The organism is Agrobacterium sp. RAC06, assembly GCF_001713475.1.
Classification (GTDB): domain Bacteria; phylum Pseudomonadota; class Alphaproteobacteria; order Rhizobiales; family Rhizobiaceae; genus Allorhizobium.
Genome location: NZ_CP016499.1, coordinates 2,485,563 through 2,511,150, shown reverse-complemented (window position 1 = coordinate 2,511,150; position 25,588 = coordinate 2,485,563). Strand labels below are relative to the sequence as shown.

The 25,588-nt window shown below is 61.6% G+C and carries 23 protein-coding genes; 15 read left to right on the top strand and 8 right to left on the bottom strand.

Going from position 1 to position 25,588, the window contains the following annotated elements; all coding sequences use genetic code 11:
* Window positions 1-115: 115 nt before the first annotated feature.
* Together hrcA and grpE are read left to right on the top strand one after the other, a co-directional pair.
* Window positions 116-1,204, top strand: coding sequence for a heat-inducible transcriptional repressor HrcA (gene hrcA / locus BSY240_RS12035; protein ID WP_054151196.1), 1,089 nt, complete (start codon window positions 116-118; stop codon window positions 1,202-1,204).
* A gap of 105 nt (window positions 1,205-1,309) precedes the next feature.
* Window positions 1,310-1,936 (top strand): nucleotide exchange factor GrpE, encoded by a 627-nt coding sequence (gene grpE / locus BSY240_RS12030; protein ID WP_069042462.1) that lies wholly within the window; start codon window positions 1,310-1,312, stop codon window positions 1,934-1,936.
* A 79-nt stretch (window positions 1,937-2,015) separates the two neighbouring features.
* Here the strand turns inward: grpE and ptsN are convergent, their stop codons facing one another.
* The 6 genes from ptsN to lptC all read right to left on the bottom strand — a co-directional run bounded on the left by ptsN (window position 2,016) and on the right by lptC (window position 7,108).
* Entirely contained in the window at window positions 2,016-2,480 is a 465-nt protein-coding gene (ptsN, locus tag BSY240_RS12025; protein ID WP_054151256.1) for a PTS IIA-like nitrogen regulatory protein PtsN, read from the bottom strand.
* A gap of 67 nt (window positions 2,481-2,547) precedes the next feature.
* A complete protein-coding gene (gene hpf / locus BSY240_RS12020) occupies window positions 2,548-3,123 on the bottom strand; it encodes a ribosome hibernation-promoting factor, HPF/YfiA family (RefSeq protein WP_054149161.1) in 576 nt (191 codons plus the stop codon).
* Between the two features lie 223 nt (window positions 3,124-3,346).
* Window positions 3,347-4,915 (bottom strand): RNA polymerase factor sigma-54, encoded by a 1,569-nt coding sequence (rpoN, locus tag BSY240_RS12015; protein WP_069042461.1) that lies wholly within the window; start codon window positions 4,913-4,915, stop codon window positions 3,347-3,349.
* A gap of 139 nt (window positions 4,916-5,054) precedes the next feature.
* Window positions 5,055-5,801, bottom strand: coding sequence for an LPS export ABC transporter ATP-binding protein (lptB, locus tag BSY240_RS12010; protein ID WP_054149174.1), 747 nt, complete (start codon window positions 5,799-5,801; stop codon window positions 5,055-5,057).
* 75 nt (window positions 5,802-5,876) lie between these two features.
* Window positions 5,877-6,428: an LptA/OstA family protein gene (locus tag BSY240_RS12005; protein ID WP_069042460.1), complete on the bottom strand. Its 552-nt coding sequence runs from the start codon at window positions 6,426-6,428 to the stop codon at window positions 5,877-5,879.
* Window positions 6,425-7,108 (bottom strand): LPS export ABC transporter periplasmic protein LptC, encoded by a 684-nt coding sequence (gene lptC, locus BSY240_RS12000; RefSeq protein WP_054149158.1) that lies wholly within the window; start codon window positions 7,106-7,108, stop codon window positions 6,425-6,427. The genes BSY240_RS12005 and lptC overlap by 4 nt, the downstream gene beginning before the upstream one ends.
* A 301-nt stretch (window positions 7,109-7,409) precedes the next feature.
* Between lptC and BSY240_RS11995 the strand changes: the two genes are divergently transcribed.
* From BSY240_RS11995 to BSY240_RS11960, 7 genes are all read left to right on the top strand, one after another.
* Window positions 7,410-7,712 (top strand): integration host factor subunit beta, encoded by a 303-nt coding sequence (locus BSY240_RS11995; protein WP_054149157.1) that lies wholly within the window; start codon window positions 7,410-7,412, stop codon window positions 7,710-7,712.
* Between the two features lie 91 nt (window positions 7,713-7,803).
* Window positions 7,804-8,148, top strand: coding sequence for a LapA family protein (locus tag BSY240_RS11990; protein WP_054149156.1), 345 nt, complete (start codon window positions 7,804-7,806; stop codon window positions 8,146-8,148).
* Between the two features lie 96 nt (window positions 8,149-8,244).
* The gene (locus BSY240_RS11985) at window positions 8,245-9,387 is read left to right on the top strand and encodes a class I SAM-dependent methyltransferase (protein ID WP_150127460.1); all 1,143 of its coding nucleotides are present in this window, start codon (window positions 8,245-8,247) and stop codon (window positions 9,385-9,387) included.
* Window positions 9,384-10,244 carry a TrmH family RNA methyltransferase gene (locus tag BSY240_RS11980; protein ID WP_069042458.1) on the top strand — a complete coding sequence of 287 codons (861 nt, stop codon included), beginning with the start codon at window positions 9,384-9,386 and terminating at the stop codon, window positions 10,242-10,244. Before BSY240_RS11985 ends, BSY240_RS11980 begins: the two co-directional genes overlap by 4 nt.
* A 2-nt stretch (window positions 10,245-10,246) precedes the next feature.
* The gene (gene lspA / locus BSY240_RS11975) at window positions 10,247-10,738 is read left to right on the top strand and encodes a signal peptidase II (protein WP_069042457.1); all 492 of its coding nucleotides are present in this window, start codon (window positions 10,247-10,249) and stop codon (window positions 10,736-10,738) included.
* 137 nt (window positions 10,739-10,875) lie between these two features.
* Window positions 10,876-11,706: a GNAT family N-acetyltransferase gene (locus BSY240_RS11970; RefSeq protein ID WP_371418504.1), complete on the top strand. Its 831-nt coding sequence runs from the start codon at window positions 10,876-10,878 to the stop codon at window positions 11,704-11,706.
* Window positions 11,707-12,154: 448 nt separating this feature from the next.
* Window positions 12,155-13,072, top strand: coding sequence for a LysR substrate-binding domain-containing protein (locus BSY240_RS11960; protein WP_069042455.1), 918 nt, complete (start codon window positions 12,155-12,157; stop codon window positions 13,070-13,072).
* Here BSY240_RS11960 and BSY240_RS11955 read toward each other — a convergent pair.
* Complete coding sequence (locus BSY240_RS11955; protein ID WP_069043954.1) at window positions 13,069-15,354, bottom strand: NADP-dependent malic enzyme; 2,286 nt, start codon at window positions 15,352-15,354, stop codon at window positions 13,069-13,071. The genes BSY240_RS11960 and BSY240_RS11955 overlap by 4 nt on opposite strands.
* A gap of 198 nt (window positions 15,355-15,552) precedes the next feature.
* On the opposite strand from BSY240_RS11955, the gene mutS reads away from it, so the two are divergent.
* From mutS to murJ, 3 genes are all read left to right on the top strand, one after another.
* A complete protein-coding gene (mutS, locus tag BSY240_RS11950) occupies window positions 15,553-18,204 on the top strand; it encodes a DNA mismatch repair protein MutS (protein WP_236759368.1) in 2,652 nt (883 codons plus the stop codon).
* 90 nt (window positions 18,205-18,294) lie between these two features.
* Window positions 18,295-21,120, top strand: a complete 2,826-nt coding sequence (locus tag BSY240_RS11945) for a [protein-PII] uridylyltransferase (RefSeq protein ID WP_069042453.1) — start codon at window positions 18,295-18,297, stop codon at window positions 21,118-21,120.
* Window positions 21,121-21,123: 3 nt separating this feature from the next.
* Entirely contained in the window at window positions 21,124-22,734 is a 1,611-nt protein-coding gene (gene murJ, locus BSY240_RS11940) for a murein biosynthesis integral membrane protein MurJ (RefSeq protein ID WP_069042452.1), read from the top strand.
* Here the strand turns inward: murJ and BSY240_RS11935 are convergent.
* Complete coding sequence (locus BSY240_RS11935; protein WP_054149146.1) at window positions 22,725-23,144, bottom strand: YcbK family protein; 420 nt, start codon at window positions 23,142-23,144, stop codon at window positions 22,725-22,727. The two genes, murJ and BSY240_RS11935, sit on opposite strands and share 10 nt — an antisense overlap.
* Before the next feature lie 250 nt (window positions 23,145-23,394).
* Here BSY240_RS11935 and BSY240_RS11930 point away from each other — a divergent pair, with 250 nt between their 5' ends.
* The 3 genes from BSY240_RS11930 to BSY240_RS11920 all read left to right on the top strand — a co-directional run bounded on the left by BSY240_RS11930 (window position 23,395) and on the right by BSY240_RS11920 (window position 25,533).
* Window positions 23,395-23,823: a VOC family protein gene (locus BSY240_RS11930; RefSeq protein WP_069042451.1), complete on the top strand. Its 429-nt coding sequence runs from the start codon at window positions 23,395-23,397 to the stop codon at window positions 23,821-23,823.
* Between the two features lie 80 nt (window positions 23,824-23,903).
* Complete coding sequence (trpS, locus tag BSY240_RS11925; protein ID WP_054149144.1) at window positions 23,904-24,968, top strand: tryptophan--tRNA ligase; 1,065 nt, start codon at window positions 23,904-23,906, stop codon at window positions 24,966-24,968.
* 73 nt (window positions 24,969-25,041) lie between these two features.
* A complete protein-coding gene (locus BSY240_RS11920; RefSeq protein ID WP_069042450.1) occupies window positions 25,042-25,533 on the top strand; it encodes a universal stress protein in 492 nt (163 codons plus the stop codon).
* Window positions 25,534-25,588: the final 55 nt, after the last annotated feature.

Genomic DNA, 25,588 nt, shown 5'->3' with positions numbered 1-25,588 from the left:
AAAAACCATGCCGCAGCGCAGAGAGCCTTGCGCGCGGCGAAATACCCCTTGGTCATCCCGTAAGCAGTGACTATATTTCTTGCATGAAACCTCTGAGATCATGTTCGCTCCGATAATGGCATCACCGAAGACGACCGTCGCAGACGTGTCCGCCTCCTTGGACGACCGCTCCCGGGAGGTCTTTCGCCGTATCGTCGAGACCTATCTCGACAGCGGCGATCCGCTCGGTTCGCGTAATCTTTCGCGCTTATTGCCCATGTCGCTGTCGCCGGCCTCCGTGCGCAACGTCATGAGTGATCTCGAAGAACTCGGCCTCATCTACGCGCCGCATATCAGCGCTGGACGCCTGCCCACGCAGGCCGGCCTGCGCTTCTTCGTCGACGCCTTCATGCAGATCGGGGATCTTTCCGAAGGCGAGCGCGACGAAATCGAGCGTCAGATCAGGCCTTCCAGTGCCGATCAGCCGATGGAGGCCATGCTGACCGAGGCAAGCCGCATGCTGTCCGGCCTGTCGCGTGGCGCCGGTCTCGTCATCTCGGCAAAGAACGATCCCGTTCTCAAGCATGTCGAATTCATTCGGCTCGAACCGACCAAGGCGCTCGCCGTTCTCGTCGGCGAGCACAATCAGGTCGAGAACCGCATCATCGAACTGCCGGCAGGCATCACGGCCTCGCAGTTGACCGAGGCGGCCAATTTCCTGAACGCCAACCTGGCAGGTCAGACGCTGCGCGAACTGCGTGGCCAGATTGAAAGCCTGAAGTCCCAGGTGGCGACCGAGCTCGACACCCTGTCCCAGGATCTGGTCGAGCGCGGCCTCGCCGTCTGGTCGGGCGAAGTGGCCGAAAAGCAGCCCGCCCGCCTGATCGTCCGCGGTCGCGCCAATCTGCTCGAAGGTCTGGCCGGCTCCGAGGACATTGATCGCCTGCGCCTGCTCTTCGACGATCTGGAGCGCAAGGAAAGCTTGATCGAAATCCTCGATCTGGCCGAAAGCGGCCCGGGGGTCCGGATCTTCATCGGATCGGAAAACAAGCTTTTCTCGCTTTCCGGTTCCTCGTTGATCGTCGCGCCCTATCGTGATGGCGAAGACCGCATCGTCGGCGCCGTCGGCGTGATTGGTCCGACCCGCCTCAACTATTCGCGCATAGTGCCGATGGTCGATTACACCGCTCAGCTGATGGCGAGGCTCTCGCGCGGCGCGCGCTGAGCCAATTTCCCGACAAACCCTTGATTTTTTCTCGTCAAACCCTGATATCGGGCACGCATTCGAAAGCTTTGAGCTTCGAAAACGAGACATCATCCGGAGAACGTCATGACCGAAGAAACCAACAAGAACGGACCTGACGCGGCAGCTACCGAGGCAGAAGCAACCGCGGCCACCGAAGAAGGACAGGTTGCGAACGAAAGCGAGGCCGGGTCCGCGCAGGAGAATGATCCGATCGACGCTTTGAAGGCAGAAAACGCCGATCTGCGCGACCGTTTCCTGCGCCTGGCCGCTGAAATGGACAATCTGCGCCGCCGCACCGACCGCGAAATCAAGGACGCGAAGTCCTATGCGGTAACCGGCTTCGCCCGCGACATGCTCTCCGTTTCCGACAACCTGCGCCGCGCTATCGAGACGCTGCCGGACGAGGCTCGCGCCGCCGCAGACGCGACCGTCACCGCTCTGATCGAAGGCGTCGAGATGACCGAGCGCGGCATGCTGGCAACGCTCGAGCGCCATGGCGTGCGCAAGATCGAGGCGGAAGGCCAGAAGTTCGATCCGAACTTCCATCAGGCGATGTTCGAGGTGCCCAATCCGAACGTCCCCAACAACACGGTCGTGCAGGTCGTTCAGGCCGGCTACGCCATCGGCGAGCGTGTGCTGCGCCCGGCCATGGTCGGTGTTGCCAAGGGCGGCCCGAAGGAAGCCGCAGCCGAGGATGCCGCCAAGGCGTGAGCAGACGTGATATCGCGTGAATGAAAAAAAAGCGCCCCATTCGGGCGCTTTTTTGCTGTCTGGACCTAAAGGCAGTCGCTCAGGCGGCGTTCGACGCCTGTTCCTCGTTGAGGAAGGTGTAGATCGCGGAGGCCGATTCAGTCGCCCTGAGCTTGGCCACCAGGTCCTGGTCGCGCAGCACGCGCGCAATGCGCGACAGCGCCTTGAGATGATCTGCCCCGGCACCCTCGGGCGCGAGCAGCAGGAAAACCAGATCGACCGGCTGATCGTCGAGCGCTTCGAAATCGACCGGCGTTTCGAGCCTTGCGAAGACGCCCGTGATCTTGCTGATCTTGTTCAGCTTTCCATGCGGGATGGCGATGCCGTTACCCACGCCCGTCGAGCCGAGGCGCTCGCGCTGCAGGATCACGTCGAAGATTTCCCGTTCCGGAATGTCGGTAAGCTTGGAGGCTTTGGCCGCAAGTTCCTGAAGCAGTTGCTTCTTGGAGTTCACCCGGAGAGCCGGTACGACAGCATCCTGCTGCAGCAAATCTGCCAATGCCATATCAATGTCCTTCATGCCTCGGATCGAGGAACGGGCGGCTGCCTCGCGCAGCCGCCCAAGCCGATCTTCAGCCTTTGATGTTGGCGGAATCGATCCACCCGATATTACCGTCATTCCGACGATAAACGATATTCAATTGTTCACTTCCCGGGTTTCTGAACAGAAGAACCGGGTCGTCAGTCATGTCGAGAGCCATAACTGCGGAAGCGACGGACATGGTCCGAAGTTTCTTGGTGCTCTCGGCAACGATCGTCGGCGCATAGTCCTCGGGAAGTTCCTCGTGATCCTCGTCGACGGAATCCATAACCGTGTAGGCGACCTCGATCGACGGGTTCTGTGCTTCTCCCGCGTGATGATCCTTCAGCTTGCGCTTGTAGCGGCGCAGGCGCTTCTCGACGCGCTCGAAGGCGGTGTCAAAGGCCACTTGCGGATCATTGGCCTCACCTGCTGCATGCAGGTTTGCGCCGGTATCGAGATGCACCAGGCAATCTGCCGCGAAGCGCGACTGCGACTTCGAGACGACCACTTGCCCGGAATACCCTCCGTCGAAGTATTTGGTAACCGCATCCTGGATTCGATCTTCGATCCGCTGCCGGAACGTTTCGCCGATTTCCATCTGCTTGCCGGATACACGCACACTCATGGAGTTTCCCTTCTTATGATTGGTTGCGTATCCATTTTACGCCAAGCGACGGCCGCGTCCAAGCTTTTCGAACGGTTAGGTTAGTCTGTGCCTTCGTTTGTCGGGCGTCGTCGAAGGATCTGTCCTTCGGTTGACAGTGTGCGCTGTCGATTGCGGCGCGCTTCTAGCCGCCCACGGGGAAAGAGTCAATCTCCTGTTAATCTTTAAGGCGGGAAGGGGGCCGTCAGCCGGCCGAAACCTTGGCCATGGCGCGCTTCTCGCGACGTCTCTGGACGGAAGAAGCGATGTTCATCGACTCGCGATATTTGGCGACGGTGCGCCGGGCGAGATCGACGCCTGATGATTTCAGCTGGTCGACGATATCGTCGTCGGAGAGAACCGCTTCAGGGCTTTCCTTCTCGATCAATGCGCGGATCCTGTGGCGCACGGCTTCCGCCGAATGGCTGTCGCCGCCTTCCGCCGAGGCGATCGACACGCTGAAGAAGTATTTGAGTTCGAACAGCCCGCGGGGCGTGAGCATGTATTTGTTCGTCGTCACGCGGCTGACGGTCGATTCGTGCATCTTGATGGCATCGGCGACCGTTTTCAGGTTCAGCGGCCGCAGGTGGTCGACGCCGTGGTCGAGGAAGGCGGACTGCTGGCGCACGATCTCGGCTGCGACCTTGGTGATCGTTCGCGCGCGCTGGTCGAGGCTGCGCGTGAGCCAGTTGGCGTTCTGCAGGCATTCCGACATGAAGGCCTGGTCGGGGGCGTCCTTGGACGCCTTCGGGCGCCCAACGGCGGCCATGTAGCTATGGTTCACAAGCACGCGCGGAAGCGCATCCGGATTGAGTTCGACCTGCCAGCCTCCAAGCCCGTCGGGACGTACGACGATATCGGGCGTCACGGATTCGCTGACCGCATGCTCAAAGCTGCTGCCCGGCTTCGGATTGAGCTTGCGGATCTCCGACAGCATGTCGACGAGATCTTCCTCGTCGACGCCGCAGATCTTCTTCAGCGTGGCGAAGTCGCGCTTTGCAAGCAATTCGAGATTGTTGATGAGACCTGCCATCGCCGGATCATACCGATCACGTTGACGCAGCTGGATCGCCAGGCATTCGCTGAGGCTGCGCGCAAAGACCCCGGCGGGCTCGAGCGTCTGCAGGGTCGCAAGAACCGCTTCGACATCCGCGCCGCTCAGACCGAGGCGAGACGCCACCTCGTCGAGATCTGCGCGCAGATAGCCCGCTTCATCCAGATGGTCGATCAGCACGGAGGCTAGCAACTGATCCGAGGCCGAAGAGAGTGCGAAGGGGACTTGCTGGTTCAGGTGGTCCCTGAGGCTGACCTGACCGGCAACGAAATCGTCGAGGTCATAGCCCTCGCTTCCGTCACCGGACTGACCGGGCATGGATTTCCATTGCCCAAGCAGCTCCGGCGCATCGGGCCGCTGCGTGGAGCCTTCGTCGGCAAAGGCGGTATCGTAATTCGTATCGAGCCTGTCGTTCAGCCGCTCGCTCGCACCGTTCTCATACCAATCGCTGTCGAGCGATGGGGAGGCGCCAGCCTCGTCTGCAGCGGCCTGGTTTTCCTGCGTCGTATTGCCGTGGCGATCGGCATTGTCAGGCATTTCGCCGCCTAAATCACCATCATCTGCCGCCATTTCGAGCAGCGGATTCCGCTCCACTTCCTGCGCAATGAACTGCATCAGCTCGAGGTGAGTCATCTGCAACAGCTGAATCGACTGCATCAGCTGGGGAGTCATCACCAGGGACTGGCTTTGTCGCAGGAACAGATTGGCGGATAAGGCCATGGCGGACGTTCGACTCCCCTACATTTCCCCGCAATCCCGCCATTTATGGCGGGAAATTCCACTTGGCCCAAAAATTGCTTTTTATTTTGTTTTGGTCAAGCCGTGGGAATGGTGAGGCGGTCTTTTCTTCAAAGATCCGTCAGAGGCTGAACTGTTCGCCAAGATAGAGGCGACGCACATCGGCATTGTTGACGATGTCGTTGGCCCGGCCATGGGTGAGCACTTCACCGGCATGGATGATATAGGCGCGGTCGATCAGGCCGAGCGTTTCACGCACATTGTGGTCGGTGATGAGAACGCCGATGCCGCGTGCCGTCAGATGTCGCACGAGGTTCTGGATGTCGGAGACCGAGATCGGATCGACGCCCGCAAAGGGTTCGTCCAGCAGCATGAATGTCGGATCGGTCGCAAGGGCACGTGCGATTTCCAGACGTCGGCGTTCACCGCCGGAAAGCGCGACAGCCGGCGACTTCCTCAGTTTCTCGATGTGGAATTCGGCGAGCAGTTCGTCGAGCTTCTCTTCGCGCTTGCGCTTCTCGGAGACATGGACCTCAAGCACTGCGCGAATGTTCTCTTCCACCGTCAGGCCGCGAAAGATCGACGCTTCCTGCGGCAGATAGCCGACGCCGAGACGGGCGCGCCGATACATCGGCATGGAGGTGACGTCGTTGCCGTTGATCGAGATGGTACCGGCATCGACCGGAACGAGGCCCGTGATCATGTAGAAACAGGTCGTCTTGCCCGCCCCATTGGGCCCGAGCAGCCCGACGGCTTCGCCGCGGCGGACCACCAGCGAAGCACCGTTGACGACGCGGCGCGAATTGTAGGTCTTCGTCAGTCCATGCGCGATCAGTGTGCCTTCATAGCGCGACTTGTCGCCCGGCAGGCCGGTCGGGTTCGCCGCCTTTTTGGGCTGCTTCGTCCTGGAGAAAAATGGAATGTGCACGTTCACGCGAACCCGTCAGTTGCTCTGCTGGGACTTGGGGTCGAGCTGAATCTGAACGCGCCGGCCACAGCTGTCGAGCTTGGCCTGACCGGAATTCATCTGGACGGTGAGTTTGCAGCCGACAAAGACGTTCTGCCCTTCGGAAAGCACGACGCGCTCGCCTTCGAGTACGAAGACCTGCTGCGCCATGTCGAAATACCCCGTATCGGCAGTCGCCTGCTGCGTGCCGGATGACAGGAATACCTTCTGGGCCACGTCGATCTTCTCGATATCGGCATTGCCCTGGGTCACCGTCTGGCCCTCGCCGCGATAGTGAACGACCATGGTCCCGGCCTGCAGCGTCGTCGTGCCCTGCACAACCTTCACATTGCCGGTGAAGAAGGCCTTCTTTTCCTGCTCGCGGATCTCCAGCTGATCGCTTTCAATCTGAATGGGTTGATCGTTGGACAGCTTCAGACCGTTCATCTGGCTGTTCGTCGTCTGTGCCGGCGATGGTCCGGCAATTAGACCTGCCGAAACCAGAAGGAAGCCAGCAAAGGAAAACTTGGCGAAGGTGCTGTGAATCATGGCTGGGCGGCTTCCGTGGACCGATTGCTTTGAATGGCGGACGGCTCGATGTTCAACTTGACACTGCCCGCGAAGATCATGGTTCGCCCCTTATCCTTCATCTCGAGCGAGTTCGCAACAATCGACGCGCCTTTGGTCTGGATGGCGACAGGATCATTTGTCTTCATCGTGCCACCGGCAATATCGAGATTGGCGGAATTGAACTGCGCGTCGATGCCGCTGCTGAGATTGAGAGTGAACGGCTTGTCGAGGTTGAGGGTGTTCGCGCCACGGTCAAAGATGCCGCTCGAGGCGACAACTCGGGCGATGATCTTGTCGTTGACCGGCACGGCAGCGGCAATGGTCTCGAGCGCGATGATATTGGGATTCTTGATGTCCTGCAGCGCTCGCTCAGCGCGCATCGAATAGCGCACGCCCTCGTCGTTGCGGCCCGCGATCGCAGGCTTTTCCATCACGACCTTACCGTCTTCTATAGTGGCGGACTCAATCTGCAATTCGTCGGGCATCAGGCTGCGCACGAAGGAGACCGCAACGAATGCCAGAGTGATGGCCAGTGCGACGACAGGTAGAAGGAAGCGCAGACGCCGGACGCGACGCGAATGGCTGACCGCCCGCCGATAGGCATCGGCTTCGGATCGGCGCTCCAGCGGCGGCAGGCCTTCATGTGTCGCTTCCAGCATTCCCTAGGATCCGTAATATTGTGGCGGTGGCCGTCAGCAAGCCGCCTGTTCGTCGTTTCGCATGTCCGTTCGGCCTTGCCAATATGGATTATGGCAGACTTGTTACAAGAAAGCGCCACACAAGCCATGCAGCACGCGGAGGGTGAAAATGTGACCCTCGCGATCACGATATTGCGTGTGACGCTCGTCATATCTCTCGCAAAGCCGGCAATTTATGGTTAAGTTGTTCCTTGACTGAGCTTTTTTGCTTTGGCAACGTTATCGCCGCTCAACGTCACAATAGAAATTTCAGGGGGTCCGCGTGATAAAGTCGGAATTGGTGCAGATCGTCGCGGCCCGCAATCCGCATCTCTATCATCGCGATGTCGAGAATATCGTCAATGCGGTTCTGGACGAAATCACTGATGCGCTGGCCGCCGGCAATCGCGTGGAGCTCCGCGGCTTTGGTGCCTTTTCCGTCAAGAACCGTCCTTCGCGCTCGGGGCGCAATCCGCGTACAGGTGAAACCGTGTTTGTCGAGGAGAAATGGGTTCCGTTCTTCAAGACGGGCAAGGAACTGCGCGAGCGCCTCAACCCGGGCATGGGTGACGAGGACGACGAATAAGCGCTTTTCGCGTTGAAAATTCCGCCCCTGTCCTTAACTTGAGCCCAAAGAGGTGATGCATTCACCTCGGAGTGAACAGGGAGTTGTCCAGATGATCCGGAAAGTCGTGAGCCTCGTGGTGTTTCTGCCCCTCGGTGTGCTGCTCATCGTTCTGGCTGTGGCCAATCGCGGCGTTGTCAGTCTCGCGCTCAACCCCTTCAATCCCGCGGATCAGGCTCTGTCTGTCTCCGCACCCTTCTTCGTCTTCCTCATTCTTGCGGTCATGCTCGGTGTGCTCCTTGGCTCCGTTGTGACCTGGTTCACCCAGGGCAAACATCGCAAGAAGGCGCGCAGCCAGTCGCGTGAGGCGCAGCAATGGCAGGCCGAGGCCGATCGCCAGAAGACAAGGGCCGAACAGATTGCCGGTTCGACGCTGCCCCAACTCGGCGCCAAGTGACATCAGGTCATTCGGTCTCGCGGCAAATTTCCTTTCCGCGCCGTGCCGGCAATGCTATGGGCTGGCGCAAACGAACACGACCCACGGATCATTGACGTGAAGAACAAGGAACGTCGCCCCGGCGCCAAGCCATTCCCGGGAGCGAAGGCGAAAGCCAGTGGCGACACACGGCCCGGATCAGCGAAGCCGTACCCGTCGAAGGGCAGGGACGATCGCCCGGCCCGCCCGCCGCGCCGTGATGCCGAGGCACCAAAGCCAAAGCCACAGCCGCAATCGCCCGATGTGACGGCCGAACCCGCCCGCGCCCTGACGGTCCGCAACGGTGACCGCCCGGCCGAGCGCGTGCCGCTGATCCTCGAATCCTCAGGCGCGGGCGATTTCCACCTGATCGACAGCGGCGACGGTTTGAAGCTTGAGCAATACGGCCCTTATCGCATCGTTCGCCCCGAAGCCCAGGCGCTGTGGCCGAAGGCTTTACCCACCCATGTCTGGGACAAGGCCGACGCTGTCTTCACCGGCGATACCGACGAAGACGGCATGGGCCGCTGGCGCTTCCAGCGTGAGGCGCTGGGCGAAACCTGGCCGCTCTCCCTGCTCGGCGTCGATTTCCACGGCCGTTTCACCGCCTTCCGTCATGTCGGCGTTTTCCCGGAGCAGATCGCCCATTGGAGCTGGATGAAAGAGAAGATCGAGGCTGCCGACAGGCCGCTGAAGGTCCTGAACCTCTTTGGTTACACCGGCGTCGCCTCGCTGGTGGCCGCCGCTGCGGGCGCCGAAGTCACACATGTCGACGCCTCCAAGAAGGCGATCGGCTGGGCCCGCGAGAACCAGTCGCTGAGCCGCCTCGACAAGGCGCCGATCCGTTGGATCTGCGAGGACGCAATGAAGTTCATCCTGCGCGAGGAACGGCGCGGTCATCGCTACGACATCATTCTCACCGACCCGCCGAAATTCGGCCGTGGTCCCAATGGTGAAGTCTGGCAGCTCTTCGATCATCTGCCGCTGATGCTCGACATATGCCGCGAACTGCTGGCGCCCAAGGCCGTCGGGCTTGTTCTGACCGCCTATTCGATCCGTGCCAGCTTCTACTCGATCCACGAGCTGATGCGGGAAACCATGCGCGGCAAGGGCGGCCTGGTCGAGTCAGGCGAGCTCGTCATCCGCGAGGCCGGTCTCGACGGCAAGACGCCGGGGCGTGCGCTCTCCACCTCTCTCTTCAGCCGCTGGGTGCCGAAATGACCGATGATTATCGCCAGGACGGCCCGCGCCGCGTCGGTCAGGTCAAGGAGGTCACCAGCCTCGCCAATCCCATCATCAAGGACATCAAGGCGCTTTCCCAGAAGAAGAGCCGCGACGAAAGCCGCACCTTCCTTGCTGAAGGCCTGAAGCTCGTGATCGACGCGCTCGATCGCGGCTGGACCATCCGCACCCTCGTCTATGCCAAGGCCGGCAAGGGCAAGCCGCTGGTTGAAAAGGTCGCTGCCCGCACGGTGGCATCAGGCGGCCTCGTGCTGGAAGTGAGCGAAAAAGTCATGTCCTCGATCACGCGGCGCGATAACCCGCAAATGGTCGCCGCCGTCTTCGAACAGCGCTGGACGCCGCTCAAGGATATAAATCCCAAGGGCTCGGAAACCTGGATCGCTCTCGACCGCGTCCGCGACCCCGGCAATCTCGGTACCATCATTCGCACCGCTGATGCTGCCGGTGCCGCAGGCGTCATCCTTGTTGGCGATTGCACCGATCCCTTCTCGATGGAAACCGTGCGCGCCACCATGGGCTCGATGTTCGCCCTGCCGCTGGTGAAGACCACGCCCGCTGATTTCCTCAAGTGGAAGAAGTCGGTGGATGCCCGCCTCGTCGCCACGCATCTCGCCGGCGCCGTCGACTATCGCACGATTGATTACAAGTCGAAGCCGGTCATCCTGATGATGGGCAACGAACAATCCGGCCTTCCGGATGAGTTGGCTGAGGCCGCTGACAAGCTCGCCCGCATTCCCCAGGTCGGCATGGCCGACAGCCTCAATCTGGCAGTCGCCACCGGCGTGATGCTCTTCGAGGTCCGCCGCCACCTGCTCGCCCTCGACGGAGCCAAGTGACCATGCTTGCCGCCTTCAACCGGCCCGGTCCGGTTCTGACCTTCATCGCCATCGCCCTGATCCTCGACCAGGCGATCAAATACGCGGTCGAAATCTATCTGCCGATGCATGAGCTGATCCCGGTTCTGCCGTTCTGGGCGCTCTACCGCACCCACAATCTCGGCGTCGCCTTCTCCATGCTGTCGCATCTCGACAGCTGGTTCATCATCGGCCTGCGCCTCGTCATTGTCGGTTTCGTCCTGTGGCTGTGGCGCAAGACCGGTCCGGAGCAGCATTTCGCCCATCTCGGTTTTGCGATGATCATCGCTGGCGCGCTCGGCAATATCATCGACCGCTTCACCTATGGCTATGTGGTCGATTACATCCTGTTCTACACGGACACCTGGTCCTTCGCGGTCTTCAACCTGGCTGACAGCTTCATCACGATCGGGGCGATCTGCATCGTCATCGACGAGATCATCCAGCACCGCAAGCCGAAGCCGCCGGAGGCCTGAGGGGCGGCTGAGGCTTCCGAAGTTTTGTCACTTTCCTGTAGCAGTCTCGTGTTTAAAGGCCGTGACTTCAACGCTGGATAGATCCCATGAGCGTGGAACTGATCGAACGAGACCTTCTCTTGGAAAACCCGGCCGGTATGCCGCTGGGACTTCCCGCTTCGCGCGATATCCTGGGCCGAATCGGTAGCCTCGAAACGCGCATCGCCCGCACCGAACGCGAGATCGACGCGGCCCAGGCCGTACGTTATCGCGTGTTTGTCGAGGAGATGAAGGCGCAGGTCTGCGTCGAAGATGCGCGCCGCGGCCGGGAAGTCGACAGCTGGGATAGCCTTTGCGATCATCTTCTGGTCCTCGACCGCTCGATCGATGGCGACGCCGAAGACCAGATTGTCGGCACCTACCGCCTGCTGCGCCATGAAGTGGCGATCGCCCATGGCGGCTTTTATTCCGGCTCCGAATTCGGCGTCAACGCGCTCGTCGCCCGCCATCCGGAAAAGCGTTTCATGGAGCTCGGCCGCTCCTGCGTCCTGCCGCAATACCGCACGAAGCGCACGGTCGAACTGCTCTGGCAGGGCTGCTGGGCCTATGCCTTGCATAACCGCATCGACGCCATGTTCGGCTGCGGCTCCTTCCCCGGCACGCAGCCGGAGGAGCATGCGCTGGCGCTTTCCTTCCTGCACCAGAACGCCGTCGCCAGGGGCGAGTGGGCCGTTGACGCGCTGCCGCATCTCTACCGCGAGATGGACCTGATGCCGTCGGAAGCCGTGAATGCCCGACGCGCCCTCTTCGCCATGCCGCCGCTGATCAAGGGTTATCTGCGCCTCGGCGCCATGGTCGGCAACGGCGCGGTGGTTGACCAGGCCTTCAACACGACAGACGTCCTGATCATCCTGCCGATCGCCAGCATTTCCGGTCGTTACGTCAACTATTACGGCGCAGACGCCGGCCGCTTCGCCAGCGCCAGCTGATCCTCTTCTCGCCATCGGGGAGAAGGTGGCGCGCAGCCCTCAGGTGCAACTCGTTGCACCGGGGATGAGGGGGCGGCGAAGCCGAATGCCCTCACTATTGGGATCAGCGCGATACACTGCATCCGGCTCGATGCCCGTGGCTGGCGCTTAGACGACAATCTTCGACCACCTCCGCTCGACCTTGCCGCATCTGCACTTCCGCCACCATCGGAAGATCGGCAAGCTCTAGCAGGCTCATCTCCTGTAAAGCCGGATGCCCCAAGGGGTCATGCCGCCAGTCTGCCCTTGCTTTCGCCTTAGCTGTCGCTTGCTTCCAGAAAATCTTGAGCATGACCTAGCCTTCCGCGCGCCTAATGGATGGGAAATCGGTTGAAATGATGCCTGATACTCTGCTTGAATCCTGTACATTTCAATTGAGTTTTGCTCCTTGTGATTATAGCTTTTCTATATGAAGAACCTCAATCAGTTGCATCTGAACGGCCTGCGCGCCGTCGAAGCCGTGGGACGTCTCGGCTCACTCCAGGCGGCGGCGGAAGAGCTTTGCGTCTCCATCGGCGCCGTCAGCCAGCAGGTCATCAAGACCGAACAGCAGCTCGGTCGCATGCTTTTCGAGCGCACGAGCCGTGGCATGGTCCCGGTAGAAACGGCGACAGATATGCTGGCACGCCTCTCGGATGGCTTCCGCCACCTCTCGGGCGCCGTGGCCCTCGCCAGACGCAGCGATGACAGCCTGCTGACCATTTCGGTCGCCCCGGTCTTCGCCGCCCGCTGGCTCGTGCATCGAATTGCAGACTTTTCCGAACGTTTCCCGCAGATCAGCCTGCGCATCGACGCCAACGACCGCCTGACCGATGCCAGCCAGACAGATGTCGATCTCAGAATTCGTGTCGGACGGGGTCACTGGCCGGGCTTCAAGGCCGAACTCATTCTCGAACAGCGGGTGGCCCCGCTCTGCACCCCGGCCATGGCCGAAAAGCTGCGCGAGCCCGCAGATATCCTCGACCTGCCGAAGGTCATCGATGGCAGGGCCATGTTTACCTGGGATGTCTGGCTCTCCGCCGTCGGTCTCGAAGGCGCTGAGATCAAGGCCCGTCACACCTTCAGCGAGGCTTCGCTCTGCCTCGACGCGACCATCGCGGGGCAGGGGGTGATGCTCGCCTGGCAAACGATCGCCTCGCATCAGCTGCAGCACGGCCAGCTCGTCGCGCCCTTTGGTCCGGCGGTCAAAACCGGCTTCGGCCACTACTTCGTGACCGCCGAGAACGCGAGGCGCTCGGAGAAGGTGGAAAAGTTCAAGCGCTGGCTGAAGCGCGAGATCGAGGACGACATGGAGCGGCTTGCAAAAGCCGCTCCGGTCTTCGCTTAACCCGCCGCGTTATAGGCCGCAATCGCTGCCATATTGACGATGTCGCTGTCCTTCGCGCCCATCTGGGCAATCTGCACCGACTTTTCGAGCCCGATCAAGAGCGGCCCCATTACGGTCAAGCCGCCCAGCTCCTGCAGCATCTTCGTCGAGATCGCCGCCGAATGGATCGCCGGCATGACCAGCACATTGGCTGTGCCCGAGAGGCGGCAGAACGGATACTGCTCCATCCGGTGTTGGTTGAGCGCGATATCAGCTCCCATCTCGCCATCATATTCGAAGGAGACGCCGCGACGGTCGAGGATCTTCACGGCTTCCCGCACCCGCTCGGAGCGCTCGCCGGTTGGATGGCCGAAGGTGGAATAGGCCAGCAGCGCCACGCGTGGCACAAGCCCCAGCCGATGGGCGACACCCGCCGCCTCTTCGGCGATATCGGCCAGCTCATCCGCCGTCGGCATGTCGTGCACGGCGGTGTCTGCCACGACGATCGTGCGGCCACGCGCCAGAGCCAGCGACACGCCGATTACCCGGTGGCCGGGCGCCGTGTCGATGCAGCGGCGCACGTCCTCGAGTGCCGTCGAATAATTGCGCGTCGTGCCCGTCACCATGGCATCCGCATCGCCCAGCGCCACCATGCAGGCGGCGAAGTGGTTGCGGTCGGTGTTGATCAGCCGCTGCGCATCGCGATGCAGGTAGCCCTTCCGCTGCAGCCGGGCATAGAGATATTCGGTATAGGCCTCGACGCGGGTGGACATGCGGGCGTTGACCACCTCGATGCCTGGACGGTCGAGATCAATGCCGGCCCGTTCGGCGGTCGCCTTCAAGGGCTCGTCGCGGCCCAGCAGGATCGCGGTGCCGAGGCCGAGATTGACGAATGAGATCGCCGCACGCATGACCTGCTCCTCTTCACCTTCGGCAAAGACGACGCGTTTGGGGTGGCTGCGGACATGCTCGTAGATGCGCTGCGTCGCGGCCGCGATCGGGTCGCGGCGGGCGGAAAGCTCATGCGCATAGGCGCCGAGATCCTCGATTTCCTTGCGTGCCACGCCGCTTTCCATCGCTGCTTTGGCGACGGCAACCGGGATTGCCGAAATGAGGCGCGGGTCGAAGGGTACGGGGATGATGTATTGCGGCCCGAAGCGCGGCCGCTCGCCCTGATAGGCCGCGGCCACATCGTCAGGCACGTCCTCGCGCGCCAGATCGGCGAGCGCCCGGACGGCAGCGATCTTCATCGCATCGTTTATCTGGCTTGCCCGCACGTCGAGAGCACCCCGGAAGATGTAAGGGAAGCCGAGAACATTGTTCACTTGGTTCGGATAGTCCGAGCGCCCGGTGGCCATGATCGCATCTGAGCGGATCTCGGCCACTTCCTCAGGCGTGATTTCCGGGTCCGGATTGGCCATGGCAAAGATGATCGGATTGTCAGCCATCGAGGCGATCATGTCGGCGGCGAAGGCACCCTTCTGGGAGAGGCCGAACACGACATCAGCACCCACCATGGCTTCCTTCAGCGACCGCCGGTCGGTCTTGACGGCATGGGCCGACTTCCACTGATTCATGCCCTCGGTGCGACCCTGGTAGATCACGCCCTTGGTGTCGCAGAGAATGATGTTCTCGCCGTTGAAGCCCATGGCCTTGATCAGCTCGATACAGGCAATCGCCGCAGCCCCCGCGCCGTTGCAGACAAGCTTGGTCGTCTTGAAGTCGCGGCCGGTCAGTTCCAGCGCGTTGATCAGGCCGGCAGCCGCGATGATCGCCGTGCCATGCTGATCGTCGTGGAAAACAGGGATGTCCATCAGCTCGCGCAGCCGGCTTTCGATGATGAAACAGTCGGGCGCCTTGATGTCTTCGAGATTGATCCCGCCGAAGGACGGGCCGAGATAACGCACGCAGTTGATGAACTCGTCAACATTCTCGGTGTCCACCTCAAGATCGATCGAATCGACATCGGCAAAGCGCTTGAAGAGAACGGACTTGCCTTCCATCACGGGCTTCGAGGCCAGCGCCCCGAGATTGCCGAGGCCAAGGATCGCTGTGCCGTTGGAGATGACTGCCACCATGTTGCCGCGGGTCGTATAGTCATAGGCGGTGGCAGGATCGGCAGCGATCGCCTTCACGGGAACGGCAACGCCGGGGGAATAGGCAAGCGACAGATCGCGCTGCGTCGCCATTGGCTTGGTCGGGGTAATCTCCAGCTTGCCCGGCCGCCCCTGGGAGTGAAAGTCCAGCGCTTCCTGTTCCGTCACCGAGACTTTCGTCCGGCCGGTCGTCTTCTCATTTGCCATGCTTCCCCTCACCTTGTTGTGGGCAGCGGGCGAACGCCGGCCCATCCTGGTTGTTTTTCCTCGCCTTAAGTCGTTAGTGTTGCACGACTTCCTTTTCAAGAAAACATTGAGCCCGTGACGCTATATCAAGCCACCCAAAGTGATGTCCTGAACGTCGCCGAGCTGACCTCGGAGGAGAGCCGCGCCACGGCCACTCCGATGATGGAGCAATTCATCGAGATCAAGGCCGCCAATCCGGGTAGCCTGCTCTTCTATCGCATGGGCGATTTCTACGAGCTGTTCTTCGAGGATGCGGTCGACGCCTCCCGCGCGCTCGGCATCACGCTGACCAAGCGCGGCCAGCATCTCGGCCAGGATATCCCCATGTGCGGCGTGCCGGTGCATGCTGCCGATGATTACCTGCAGAAACTGATCTCGCTCGGCTTCCGCGTTGCGGTCTGCGAGCAGATCGAGGATCCGGCAGAGGCCAAGAAGCGAGGCTCGAAATCCGTGGTGAAGCGTGACGTCGTCCGCCTCGTTACGCCGGGCACGATCACCGAGGATAAACTCCTCTCGCCCTTCGAATCCAACTACCTGATGGCACTCGCCCGGATCCGGGGCGGTTCCGCCCCGCAACTGGCGCTCGCCTGGATCGATATTTCCACCGGCATCTTCCGCCTCGCGGAGACGACTGAGACGCGCCTGCTCGCGGACATCCTGCGCATCGAGCCGCGCGAGCTGATCGTGCCCGATACGCTGTTCCACGACGAAGAACTGAAGCCCGCCTTCGACGTGCTCGGTCGTGTCGTCGTGCCCCAGCCCGGCGTGCTCTTCGACAGTGCAAGTGCTGAAGGCCGCATCGTCCGTTACTTTGGCGTCGGAACGCTGGATGGCTTCGGCGCCTTCTCCCGCGCCGAAATCGCAGCGGCCGCCGCCGCCGTCGCCTATGTCGAAAAGACCCAGATCTCCGAGCGCCCGCCGCTCGGTCTGCCCGAACGGCAGAATGCGGCCTCGACCCTCTTCATTGATCCCGCGACCCGCGCCAATCTCGAACTGGTGAAGACGCTGTCTGGCGATCGCAACGGTTCGCTGTTGAAAGCGATCGACCGCACCGTCACAGGCGGTGGCGCCCGCCTGCTTGCCGAACGCCTCATGTCGCCACTGACGGACCCCGAAGCGATTGCCGACCGCCAGGACTCGATCGCCCATCTCTTGGCCGATGGCCTGCTCGTCGACCGCCTCCGCGACGCCCTGAAGCGCGTGCCCGACATGCCGCGCGCCCTTTCCCGTTTGGCGCTCGATCGCGGTGGCCCGCGCGACCTCGGTGCCATCGTCGCCGGTCTCGCAGCCTCCGCTGAGGTCGGCCGCCTTCTGCACCCATCAAGCCTGCCAGCGGAACTGTCCGAAGCCCTTGCCGACCTCGCAGCCTTGCCCGCCGATCTTGGCTCCAGCCTGGCCGCGATGCTCGCCGAGGAACTGCCGCTTCTGAAGCGCGATGGCGGCTTCCTGCGCGATGGCGCGATCCAGGAATTGGACGAGCTGCGCGCGCTGCGCGACCAGTCCCGACGTGTGATCGCCGGCCTTCAGCTGCAATATGCCGAGGAAACCGGCATCAAGTCGCTGAAGATCAAGCATAACAATGTGCTCGGCTATTTCATCGAGGTAACCGCCGGCAATGCCGGTCCGATGACCGAGGGCGACGAAGCCAAGGCCCGCTTCATCCATCGCCAGACCATGGCAAACGCCATGCGCTTCACCACCACCGAACTCGCCGATCTCGAAAGCCGGATTGCGAACGCCGCCGGGCAGGCACTCTCGCTCGAACTCGCAGCCTTCGATCAGATGGTGAGCCAGGTGGTCTCCGCCGCAGAACCTATCAAAGCCGCGGCCCGGGCGCTTGCGGTGATCGACGTCGCAGCCGGCCTCGCGGCCTTGGCGGAAGAGCAGGGCTATTGCCGCCCGCTGGTCGATGACTCGAGAATGTTCGCCATCACCGCTGGCCGCCATCCGGTGGTCGAGCAGGCTCTGCGCCGCCAGGCCGCCAGCCCCTTCATCGCCAATGATTGCGATCTCTCGCCCAACGATACCAAAGGCCCCGGCGCCATCTGGCTGCTGACCGGCCCCAATATGGGCGGTAAATCGACCTTCCTGCGCCAGAACGCGCTGATCGCCATTCTCGCCCAGATGGGCTCCTTCGTGCCCGCCGGTGCCGCCCATATCGGGATCGTCGACCGGCTCTTCTCCCGCGTCGGCGCCTCCGACGATCTCGCCCGTGGTCGCTCCACCTTCATGGTCGAGATGGTCGAGACCGCCGCCATTCTCAACCAGGCCACCGACCGCTCGCTGGTCATCTTGGATGAAATCGGACGCGGCACTGCCACCTTCGATGGCCTCTCCATCGCCTGGGCCGCCGTCGAGCACCTGCATGAGGCAAACCGCTGCCGCTCGCTCTTTGCCACCCATTTCCACGAACTGACGGCGCTGTCCGAAAAACTCGCCCGCATGTCGAATGTCACCATGCGGGTCAAGGAATGGGACGGCGACGTCATCTTCCTGCATGAGGTCGGCCCCGGTTCCGCCGATCGCTCCTATGGTATCCAGGTCGCCCGTCTGGCCGGCCTGCCAGCTGCCGTCGTTGCCCGTGCTCGGGAAGTTCTGACCCGCCTGGAAGACAGCGACCGAAAGAACCCGGCCGCCCAGCTGATCGATGACCTGCCGCTTTTTCAGGTCGCCGTGCGCCGCGAGGAGATCCAGAAATCCGGCCCCTCCAAGGTCGAAGAGGCGCTGCGCTCACTCGATCTTGACGACCTCACGCCTCGCCAGGCGCTCGATGCGCTCTATGATCTGAAGAAACAACTTGGCAAGCCTTGACCGGTAGAGTGCCTGTCAATCGCGCCCGAAAAGCGCTATAGCGCCACCGATCCGGTTGATTCCCCGGTCCCAAGAGATGATGCCGCACCCATGGCCACAGCAGAGCTTGCCTTCGACGATCTCCTCGACATCGACGCGCTCCGTGCGTCCTGCAAAACCATCGCGGAGGCTGGCTGCGGCAATATGCTGGAGACCCGCTCGAAGCTCCTGCCGATCCTGAAGAAGGCCTCTGCCGAGGCCCGCGAACAGGCGCGGCTGAAGCTTTTCGAAGACGGCAGCGGCATGAACTGCGCCAACCGGATTTCCTGGATCCAGGATCAGCTGATCTCGGTCATCTTCGATTTCGCCCGCACCCATGTCTATCCGAAGGACGCCAACGGTCTGGCCGTCGCCGCCGTCGGCGGTTACGGCCGCGGAACCCTGGCGCCAGGCTCCGATATCGACCTGCTCTTCCTGCTGCCGCCGAAGGCTGGTCCCGCCATGCACAAGGCGGTCGAGTTCGTCCTCTATCTGTTGTGGGATGTCGGCTTCAAGGTCGGCCACGCCACCCGCACGGTGGAGGAGTGCATCCGCCTGTCAACCACGGACATGACCATTCGGACCGCGATCCTCGAAACCCGCCATATCTGCGGCGACGAGGCTCTGGTCACCGAGCTCCAGCGCCGCTTCGACCAGGAGGTAACGACCGGTACTGCGCCTGAATTCATCGCCGCCAAGCTTGCCGAACGCGACGAGCGGCACCGCAAGGCTGGCGACAGCCGCTACCTCGTCGAGCCCAATGTCAAGGAAGGCAAAGGGGGCTTGCGCGATCTGCAGACCCTCTTCTGGATCGCCAAATACAATTACCATGTCCGCGACACCGGCGAATTGGTGCGTCTCGGCGTGCTCTCCCGCCACGAGTGGCGCCTTTTCCAGAAGGCTGACGATTTCCTCTGGGCGGTTCGCTGCCACATGCATTATCTGACCGGCAAGCCGGAAGAGCGCCTGTATTTCGATATCCAGCCGGAGATCGCCAAGAGCCTCGGCTATCAGGCGCGCCCGGGTCTTTCCGCCGTCGAGCGCTTCATGAAGCACTACTTCCTTGTGGCAAAAGACGTCGGCGATCTCACCCGCATCTTTGCGGCAGCACTTGAAGACCAGCAGGCCAAGGCCGCCCCCGGTATCGGTGGCATGATCGGCCGTTTTGCCAACCGCCCGCGCAAGATCCCCGGCGCCAGCGAATTCATCGATGATCGCGGCCGCATTGCGCTTGCCGATCCCGGCGTCTTCAAGAAGGACCCGATGTCGATCATGCGCCTCTTCCACGTGGCGGATCTGAACGGGCTCGAATTCCATCCTGATGCCTTGAAGGCCGTCACCCGCTCGCTGTCGCTGATCACCAATGATTTCCGCGAAAGCGAAGAGGCCAACCGCCTGTTTCTCTCGATCCTGACCTCACGCAAGGATCCGGGTTTCATCCTTCGGCGCATGAACGAGGCCGGCGTGCTCGGTCGTTTCATGCCGGAATTCGGCAAGATTGTCTCGATGATGCAGTTCAACATGTATCATCACTATACCGTCGACGAGCATCTGATCCGCACGGTCGAGGTGCTCTCCGAGATCGACAACGGCAAGGCGGAGGAGATCCATCCGCTCGCCAACAAGATCATGCCGGAAATCGAGGATCGCCAGACGCTTTATGTCGCGATCCTCCTGCACGATATCGCCAAAGGCCGCCAGGAGGATCACTCCGTCGCCGGCGCCAAGGTCGCCCGCAAGCTCTGCCCGCGTCTCGGCCTCTCGCCCAAGCAGACCGAAATGGTCGCCTGGCTGATCGACCAGCATCTGCTGATGTCGATGGTGGCTCAGACGCGCGACCTGCACGACCGCAAGACCATCACCGACTTCGCCGAAAAGGTGCAGTCTCTCGACCGGCTGAAGATGATGTTGGTTCTGACCATCTGCGATATCAGGGCCGTTGGCCCGGGTGTCTGGAATGGCTGGAAGGGCCAGCTTTTGCGCACGCTCTATTACGAGACCGAACTGCTGCTGTCAGGCGGCTTCTCCCAGGTCTCGCGCAAGGAACGCGCCAAGCATGCCGCCGAGCAGCTCAGCCAGGCGCTCGAAGGCTGGAGCCAGAAGGACCAGCGCACCTATACCAAGCTGCATTACGAGCCCTACCTGCTCTCGGTCGATCTCGAAGACCAGGTCCGCCACGCCCATTTCATCCGCCAGACCGACAAATCGGGACAGGCGCTGGCGACCATGGTGCGCACTCACCAGTTTCACGCGATCACCGAGATCACGGTGCTGTCTCCTGACCATCCACGTCTCCTGTCGATCATCGCCGGCGCTTGTGCGGCGGCCGGCGCCAACATCGCCGATGCCCAGATCTTCACGACCTCGGACGGCCGGGCCCTCGATACGATCCTGATCAACCGGGAGTTCCCGATCGACGAGGACGAAACCCGCCGCGCGGCCACCATCGGCAAGATGATCGAGGACGTGCTCTCGGGCCGTAAGCGCCTGCCAGAGGTCATTGCCACGCGCACAAAGGGCAAGAAGCGCAACAAGACCTTTCCGGTTCAGCCGGATGTCCGCATCTCCAATGCGCTGTCCAACAAGTTCACGGTTATCGAGGTGGAATGCCTCGACCGCATCGGTCTCCTTGCCGAGATCACCGCAGTCCTGTCGGACCTGTCGCTCGACATTCATTCCGCACGGATCACCACCTTCGGGGAAAAGGTCATCGATACCTTCTATGTCACCGACCTCGTCGGACAGAAGGTGACCAACGAGAACCGGCAGGCCAATATTGCCAATCGCCTGAAGCCGGTGATGACCGAACAGCCGGACGAGCTCAAGGACAACATGCCCTCGGGCATCATCGCCCAGCCACACCGCGCAGCGCCGGCGCCGAAAAAGGCACGGGCCTGAGGAATGAGCCTCGTCAAGAAATTCATGACGGTCGGTGGGGCGACGCTCGGCAGCCGCATCTTCGGCTTCGCCCGCGAAACCCTGATGGCCGCGGCACTCGGCACAGGCCCGGTTGCCGACGTCTTCTATGCCGCCTTTCGCTTCCCCAATCTCTTCCGCCGCCTCTTCGCCGAGGGCGCTTTCAACGCTGCCTTCGTGCCGCTCTTCGCCAAGGAGATCGAGGAGAATGGCATTGATGGCGCCAAGCGATTTTCCGAAGAGGTTTTCGGAGTTCTCTTTTCGGTCCTGTTGATCCTGACCATCGGCATGCAGCTGTCCATGCCGCTACTGGTCCAGTGGATCATCGCGCCGGGCTTTGCCGACGATCCGGAAAAGTTCAACCTGACGGTCCGCCTCGCGATCGTCATGTTCCCCTATCTCATGTGCATGTCATTGACGGCCATGCTGAGCGGCATGCTCAACTCGCTGCATCATTTCTTTGCAGCCGCCATCGCGCCCGTATTTCTCAATGTGCTGATGATCGGTGCGCTTGGCTGGGCTCTGTGGACGGGCGCTGATCCCGCTGCGACCGCCTGGGCATTGTCCTGGTCCGTGCTGGGGGCAGGCCTCTTGCAGATGGCCGTGGTCTATCTTGGCGTGCGCCATGCCGGCATCCGCATCGGCTTCAAACATCCGCGTTTTACCCCCAACGTCAAGCGCCTGCTGGTGCTCGCCGTTCCCGCTGCCATCACCGGCGGCATCACCCAGATCAACCAGCTTATCGGCCAGGCGATTGCCTCGACGAAAGAGGGGGCAATCTCCGCCCTGCAATATGCCGACCGCATCTATCAGCTGCCGCTCGGCGTCGTAGGGGTCGCCGTCGGCGTCGTCCTCCTGCCGGAACTCGCGCGTGCGTTGAAGGGCGGTCACATGAACGAGGCGAAGGGGCTGCAGAACCGCTCGATCGAGTTCGTTCTCTTCCTGACGCTGCCGGCCGCTGCCGCAATCTGGGTGCTGTCCGATGAAATCATCCGGGTGCTTTACGAGCGTGGCGCCTTCTCCGAACAGAACACTGCCGTCGTCGCCTCGATCCTTGCGATCTACGGTATAGGCCTGCCGGGCTTCGTGCTGATCAAGGCGCTTCAGCCGGGTTACTACGCCCGCGAAGACACCAAGACGCCGATGCGTTTCACCATAGTGTCGGTCGCGCTCAACACGGGGCTTGCCATCACGCTCTTCCCGATCTTCGAGGAGAGCGGCATTGCCATGGCCGAGGCTGCCGCCGGCTGGACCAACACCATCCTGTTGTTTTCGGTGCTGCTATGGCGGGGCCACCTCGTTTTCGAGTGGTCACTGCTCACGCGCACCCTGCGTCTGATCATCGCCTCCGCCATCATGGCCGGGCTGCTCGTCTACCTCTCCGATCGTTGGGCTGCCTGGCTTTCACCATCAAGCCCGCTCTTCGATCAGTTGCTGGCGCTGGGTGGGCTGATCGCAATCGCCATGCCGGTCTATTTCGGCATCGCCTTACTGATCGGCGGTGCGGACTGGCGCCTGGTCCGTCGCAGCCTCCAGCGCAGGAAGAAAACGGCTGGCGAGGCCGCAACGACCTCACCCGACCCGGGTCAGCAGTAAGTCCAGGTCCGCTTCGGCCCGATATCGACATGCACGATGCCGTTGCAGTAGCGCCCGATGCCGCCGATGCCGGGCGCGCTGCGGGCGGCGGCCACGATCTTCTTCTCGGGCACGCCGGGCACGCGAATGTCCGCTGCAAAGCAGTGGCTGTGCTGCGAGCGGCCGGAGCGCGGGCGATGTCCTGAGGTTACGACCGGCTTCTTGCCGGTCTTCTTGGCAATATGGGCCAGGATCGCCTTCAATTCGTCGGGAAAGCAGTTGGCTTTGACGCTGACCCGCTGCAGCGTGTAAGCGACAGCAGTATCGTGCTTCATGAAAAAGTGTCGCTTCTTCTTCTCCACGGCCTCGACGGGGGAGAGGAGACAGAGCGAAAGAACGCAGCCGAGCGCGACGCGAAACAAAGTGCGCATGAGTGACCTTCTGGAATGAGATTGTTCTTTGGAGCGATCCAGATCGCTTGCGGCGGGTTTTTATTCCCCGAAATGTGTCAAATTTGGTGCGCTTTGCTCGTTTCTGAGTTTCGAGCCCGCATCAGCTCGTGAATCGAGGTCTTGGCACGTCGCGAATTTATTCCCTAAACCCCTCGATTCTGGGAGGAAATTTCCCTATGCGTGACATCGATGGTGTCTTCGTCACACATCAAACCGAAAGTGCGATTTCATGAGCGGAAACAGCCTCTTTCTCGTCAGTCTGGTCGTGGACACCTATGATCGGGCCAAGGCCTTCTATTGCGATGGCCTCGGCTTCGAGTGCATGGAGGACACCCAAATGCCGGACGGCAAACGCTGGCTGGTGGTCCGTCCAATCGGTTCCGAAGGCGCCTCGCTTCTGCTCGCCGAGGCGTCGAACGATGCCCAGCGTGCCGCGATCGGCAACCAGGCCGGTGGCTGCGTCGGCTTCTTTCTGAAAACGGATGATTTCGCCCGCGACCAGGCACGCTTCGTGAAGGCGGGTGTCGTCTTCCAGGAGGCGCCGCGCCAAGAAGTCTATGGAACCGTCGCCGTCTTCCATGATCTCTACGGCAATCTCTGGGACCTGATCGAGCCGGCGCCAGCCGACCCCTCGGTCTCCGCCAAAGTGACCGCTTGATTGCGCCCCGCTCGCCGTGCATAAGCCCTGACCGACGCGATCAGATGATCGGGCCCTCCACCAGCCTGTTGAGGATTATTATGACTGAGTTCAAGCCGCTGGTTTTCTCCGGCGTTCAGCCGACCGGCAATCTCCATCTCGGAAACTACCTCGGTGCCATCAGAAAGTTCGTCGCGCTCCAGGAAAACAACGACTGCATCTACTGCGTCGTCGACCTGCATGCGCTGACGGCCCAGCTCGTCCACGAGGACATGGCGACCCAGATCCGCTCGATCACCGCGGCTTTCCTCGCCGCCGGCATCGACCCGAAGAAGCACATCGTCTTCAACCAGTCCCAGGTGCCGCAGCACGCGGAACTGGCCTGGATCTTCAACTGCGTCGCCCGGATCGGCTGGATGAACCGGATGACCCAGTTCAAGGACAAGGCGGGCAAGGACCGCGAGCAGGCCTCGCTCGGCCTCTATGCCTATCCGAGCCTGATGGCCGCAGATATACTCGTCTACCGCGCGACCCATGTGCCTGTTGGTGAAGACCAGAAGCAGCATCTGGAGCTCGCCCGCGACATCGCCATGAAGTTCAACCTGGACTTCCATGACAAGATCAAGCCGACGGGCCTCGGCATCGACATCAAGGTTGGCGAAGAGCCGGTACATGCTTACTTCCCGATGGTGGAGCCGTTGATCGATGGCCCGGCGCCCCGTGTCATGAGCCTCAAGGACGGCACCAAGAAGATGTCGAAGTCGGATCCATCAGACCTTTCGCGCATCAACCTGATGGACGACCAGGACGCCATCTCGAAGAAGATCCGCAAGGCCAAGACCGACCCGGATGCCTTGCCGAGCGAAGTCGATGGCCTCAAGGGTCGCCCTGAGGCCGACAACCTCGTCGGCATCTTCGCAGCGCTCGCGGACCGCTCCAAAGCGGATGTTCTTTCGGAGTTCGGCGGCCAGCAGTTCTCCGTCTTCAAGCCGGCACTGATCGATTTGGCGGTCGCGGCACTGGGCCCGATCAATGCCGAGATGCGTCGTCTCATGGAAGACCCCGGTCACATTGATGCGGTCCTCCGGGACGGCGGCGAGCGTGCCCGCACCCGCGCCGAAAAGACCATGAACGAAGTCCGCGACATCATCGGCTTCGTGCGATAAGGTCTCGGTCGCTGGCGGGTCCGCCCGGAGCCCGCCCGCGTCACATGTTATCAGTCCGGCGGCGGGGTTCTCTATGGTTTCAACGCGTCTGTCACGTCTTGAAGGTCACCGCCGCAAGTTCATGGCGGTGATCGACAACACCCCGGAATGCTCGCGTGCGGTCCATTATGCCGGCCGCCGCGCCAAGAATTCCAATGGCGGACTGGTGCTGATCTATGTGATCCCGGAAGGTGATTTCCAGCAATGGCTGGGTGTCGAGGAGATCATGCGGGCAGAAGCCCGGGAAGAGGCCGAAGCCATCATGGCCAAGGCTGCCCAGACGGTACGCGAAACCATCGGCATCGAGCCTGAGCTGATCATCCGCGAGGGAAGCGCCTATCCCGAGATCAATAGTCTGATCGAAGAAGACCGCGACATCGCGATCCTCGTTCTGGCCGCAGGCTCGACCAAGGACGGTCCGGGCCCTCTGGTCTCGATGATCGCCGGTCGGGCTGCCGCTTTCCCTATCCCGGTCACGGTCCTGCCGGATACGCTGACCAATGAAGAAATCGACGCGCTTTGCTAATTTGAGCATCCTGCCGATCACGTCTTGAAGATGGAGCCTGCAGGGTCTATTTTTG

Coding starts and splice junctions, on each gene's coding strand:
- rpoN (WP_069042461.1), bottom strand. CDS start 4,915: ATGGCCTTATCCGCCAATCTGTTCCTGCGACAAAGCCAGTCCCTGGTG.
- BSY240_RS12005 (WP_069042460.1), bottom strand. CDS start 6,428: ATGATTCACAGCACCTTCGCCAAGTTTTCCTTTGCTGGCTTCCTTCTG.
- grpE (WP_069042462.1), top strand. CDS start 1,310: ATGACCGAAGAAACCAACAAGAACGGACCTGACGCGGCAGCTACCGAG.
- BSY240_RS11970 (WP_371418504.1), top strand. CDS start 10,876: ATGCCGCTGGGACTTCCCGCTTCGCGCGATATCCTGGGCCGAATCGGT.
- BSY240_RS11955 (WP_069043954.1), bottom strand. CDS start 15,354: ATGGCAAATGAGAAGACGACCGGCCGGACGAAAGTCTCGGTGACGGAA.
- trpS (WP_054149144.1), top strand. CDS start 23,904: ATGACTGAGTTCAAGCCGCTGGTTTTCTCCGGCGTTCAGCCGACCGGC.
- hpf (WP_054149161.1), bottom strand. CDS start 3,123: ATGAGTGTGCGTGTATCCGGCAAGCAGATGGAAATCGGCGAAACGTTC.
- murJ (WP_069042452.1), top strand. CDS start 21,124: ATGAGCCTCGTCAAGAAATTCATGACGGTCGGTGGGGCGACGCTCGGC.
- BSY240_RS11960 (WP_069042455.1), top strand. CDS start 12,155: ATGAAGAACCTCAATCAGTTGCATCTGAACGGCCTGCGCGCCGTCGAA.
- BSY240_RS11935 (WP_054149146.1), bottom strand. CDS start 23,144: ATGCGCACTTTGTTTCGCGTCGCGCTCGGCTGCGTTCTTTCGCTCTGT.
- hrcA (WP_054151196.1), top strand. CDS start 116: ATGGCATCACCGAAGACGACCGTCGCAGACGTGTCCGCCTCCTTGGAC.
- lspA (WP_069042457.1), top strand. CDS start 10,247: ATGCTTGCCGCCTTCAACCGGCCCGGTCCGGTTCTGACCTTCATCGCC.
- lptC (WP_054149158.1), bottom strand. CDS start 7,108: ATGCTGGAAGCGACACATGAAGGCCTGCCGCCGCTGGAGCGCCGATCC.
- mutS (WP_236759368.1), top strand. CDS start 15,553: ATGATGGAGCAATTCATCGAGATCAAGGCCGCCAATCCGGGTAGCCTG.
- BSY240_RS11920 (WP_069042450.1), top strand. CDS start 25,042: ATGGTTTCAACGCGTCTGTCACGTCTTGAAGGTCACCGCCGCAAGTTC.
- BSY240_RS11990 (WP_054149156.1), top strand. CDS start 7,804: ATGATCCGGAAAGTCGTGAGCCTCGTGGTGTTTCTGCCCCTCGGTGTG.
- BSY240_RS11930 (WP_069042451.1), top strand. CDS start 23,395: ATGAGCGGAAACAGCCTCTTTCTCGTCAGTCTGGTCGTGGACACCTAT.
- BSY240_RS11980 (WP_069042458.1), top strand. CDS start 9,384: ATGACCGATGATTATCGCCAGGACGGCCCGCGCCGCGTCGGTCAGGTC.
- ptsN (WP_054151256.1), bottom strand. CDS start 2,480: ATGGCATTGGCAGATTTGCTGCAGCAGGATGCTGTCGTACCGGCTCTC.
- BSY240_RS11945 (WP_069042453.1), top strand. CDS start 18,295: ATGGCCACAGCAGAGCTTGCCTTCGACGATCTCCTCGACATCGACGCG.